Below are 2,744 nucleotides of genomic sequence, written 5' to 3'. Positions count from 1 at the left end.
AAAGTTAGGTAGGTCAAAAAAAGAATAAAAGTCATTTCATCATTTACAAGCGATCGCCTTTCTTTGAAGGGTTAATTTCTCGCAATATGTCAAAATAGTCTTAGGTCTAAATATTCAGGAGGTTTGATCGTGGTTATTAATCAAACCAGTCCGCCCAGCATTGCGCTAGATATCATATTACTAATTATAAAGATGCCTGCTAAAGATAAGTTTCATGAAATCGTCAAGACTGCCCTCCAAAATCAAGGATGGACAATTACCGATGATCCTTATCACATTGATCTGGGGTTTGTTGATTTTTACATTGATCCAGGTGCTGAACAATTATTAGCAGCTACAAAGGATAATGAAAAAATTGCTGTTGAAATCAAAACGTTTCTGGCAGCATCAACGATTTCATAATTTCATACGGCAGTGGGACAATTTATCAATTATCGCATTGCTCTAGAAGAAGATGATCCAGAGAGAATGCTTTATCTAGCTATTCCATTAGATATTTATAAAAGGTTTTTCACATACTCTTTTATTCAAATGGTGATTCAACGCAATCAAATTTCGCTTTTGGTTTACGATATAGAAAAACAGGACATTTACCAATGGATAAAGTAGTTTTGTATCGTCAATATATTCAGGAGTTGCTAATTGAACGCTCCCAACTACGATCGCCTACTGATCCCATTACCAGTGAGACGATTTTCGATACAGTAAATGATCGCTATCAGCTTGTGAATGTAGGTTGGAAAAACCCTAGCACTCGGATTTATGGCTGTGTGATTCATGTGGATATTAAAGATGGGAAAATTTGGGTGCAGCATGACGGCACAGAAGAGGCGATCGCCGATCAGTTAGTAGCGCGAGGTGTACCCAAGCAGGAAATTGTCCTGGCGTATTATGCACCTTCTGTACGACAATATACGGAATTTGCGGTAGGGTGAAATTGCTTTGCTACCAGTTATTTTAGTTATTATAAATAAATACAGTAATCCGATTTGATTTGTGAAAAAATGTGTGTTAGGACGGAGTCCGTAACTCACCATTCCAAGCTTGTGGTGCGTTACGCTCCGCTAACACACCCTAGAAGACTACTGAGGTTTTTTCAAAAACAATTTACCCCTAAGGCAGTAGTTTCTTTGCGATCTTTTTAGATATCTCTGATTAGGAATTATATATTATTAGATGTATTTGCAAAATTAAAAATCTTTAAACAGTCAATACTGAATTTGATTTTGACCAAAATAAGTAATCACAGCGCCTAGATATACCAAGGAAAAAGCGATGTCCGCCTTGCCACTCAATAGTCAGAATCTACCATACCCTGACCCACTGCACCCGATCGTCGTTCATTTTGTGATTGCGATGGTGTTTTTTTCTTTCTTCTGCGATGTTGTCGGCTATTTCACTCGCAACGTGCGTTTATTTGAGGTAAGTTTCTGGAATATGTTTGTTGCTGCGATCGCGATTTTTCTAGCAGTGATATTTGGTCAGTTTGAAGCGGGTTTAGCAAACATTTACGCTTCTGTCCAGCCAACCCTGAATTATCATACCATTTTGGGTTGGTCACTTGCGGCTATTGTCGTGGCGATCGCAGCTTGGCGTTTTGTGATTCGCAACCGCAGCCCACACAAAGTACCACCTGCTTATCTGGGTGCGACAATGTTTTTAATTTGTCTGGTGTTCTTACAAGTGTATCTGGGGAGCAAGCTATTTTGGGTATACGGGCTGCATGTTGAGCCAGTCGTTGAAGCGATGAAGAAGGGAGTATCACCATGAACTCGCAGCTCATTCAGCAGTTGGGATTGAAGTTGGGTGCTAACGGGCTACCCTACGAAATCCCAATGCATCCGCAACTGGTGCATCTGACGCTGGGTTTATTCATCATCGCCGTCCTCTTTGATATAGCAGGCACATTCTTTCCTATAGAAAAACCGATTTTCAAATTTTTAGGTCTTCCTGCCATCCGTGCGGGTCTTTTCGATGTCGGGTGGTACAATCTGCTGGCGGCGGCAACGCTCACTTTTTTCACTGTTGCAGTGGGATTTTTTGAGCTACTGCTAGCAAACCCACCAGTCAATGAAAAAAGTGCTTGGGGTTTGAGCGCCCCTTTGACAATGCTTTTGCATGGTTTGGGTGGCGTGTTCCTGTTGGGGATCATCGTGGCAATGACTGTGTGGAGAGGCTTACAGCGCTATCGTTGGCGCAAAGATTCAGTTAGGCAGGTGCAGTGGAGTTATTTGTTACTAGGCATTGTGATACTAGGCATTTTATATGTTCACGGAACATTGGGAGCGCAATTGGGAGAAGAGTTTGGAATTCACGTTACTGCTGCAAAATTGCTCCAAGAGGGGACAAATCCTGATTTGCTGCTTAAATAATCAAACCAGAAGCACTAAACAATTCAAACAGGACTTACAGCAACGGAAAATCGAACCACAGAGGACACGGAGGAATAAAAGTTTGAGAGGTTTTTTGCGTAAGTCCTATCAAAATTGCAAGTTCCAAATGTTCGCGTAGCGTCTGGGAGAGAAGAAATGCAATTGTGGCTATTAACTGGATGTAAATAGCACTTAGGGACTTCCAACAAATAAATTACCCAATCTTGTGGGGTGGGCATCTTGCCCGCCTTAGCTTAGGGGCGCTCGTGTCGCCCAGCCCACAAGAAGTAGTTGAGTATTTTTTTATTTGGAAGTCCCTTACGCAAAACTACACGCGTAGGGGCAATACCCTGCGGTCAGCTAAAGCTACAT

General features: G+C 41.8%; 3 protein-coding genes and 1 pseudogene. All 4 read left to right on the top strand.

What is annotated here, in order from left to right:
• Positions 1-192 precede the first annotated feature (192 nt).
• The 4 genes and pseudogenes from ACYTXL_RS12880 (at position 193) to ACYTXL_RS12865 (ending at position 2,372) form a co-directional block, all read left to right on the top strand.
• Positions 193-609 (top strand): annotated as a pseudogene (locus tag ACYTXL_RS12880) (XisH family protein).
• Positions 597-935: an element excision factor XisI family protein gene (locus ACYTXL_RS12875; RefSeq protein ID WP_461925098.1), complete on the top strand. Its 339-nt coding sequence runs from the start codon at positions 597-599 to the stop codon at positions 933-935. The pseudogene ACYTXL_RS12880 and the gene ACYTXL_RS12875 overlap by 13 nt, the downstream one beginning before the upstream one ends.
• Before the next feature lie 340 nt (positions 936-1,275).
• A complete protein-coding gene (locus ACYTXL_RS12870) occupies positions 1,276-1,770 on the top strand; it encodes a DUF2231 domain-containing protein (RefSeq protein ID WP_334791024.1) in 495 nt (164 codons plus the stop codon).
• Positions 1,767-2,372, top strand: a complete 606-nt coding sequence (locus tag ACYTXL_RS12865; RefSeq protein WP_461925097.1) for a DUF2231 domain-containing protein — start codon at positions 1,767-1,769, stop codon at positions 2,370-2,372. Before ACYTXL_RS12870 ends, ACYTXL_RS12865 begins: the two co-directional genes overlap by 4 nt.
• The last annotated feature ends 372 nt before the right edge of the window (positions 2,373-2,744 follow it).

It is taken from the genome of Nostoc sp. (assembly GCF_054880495.1).
This window is presented reverse-complemented; position numbering and strand designations above follow the sequence as displayed.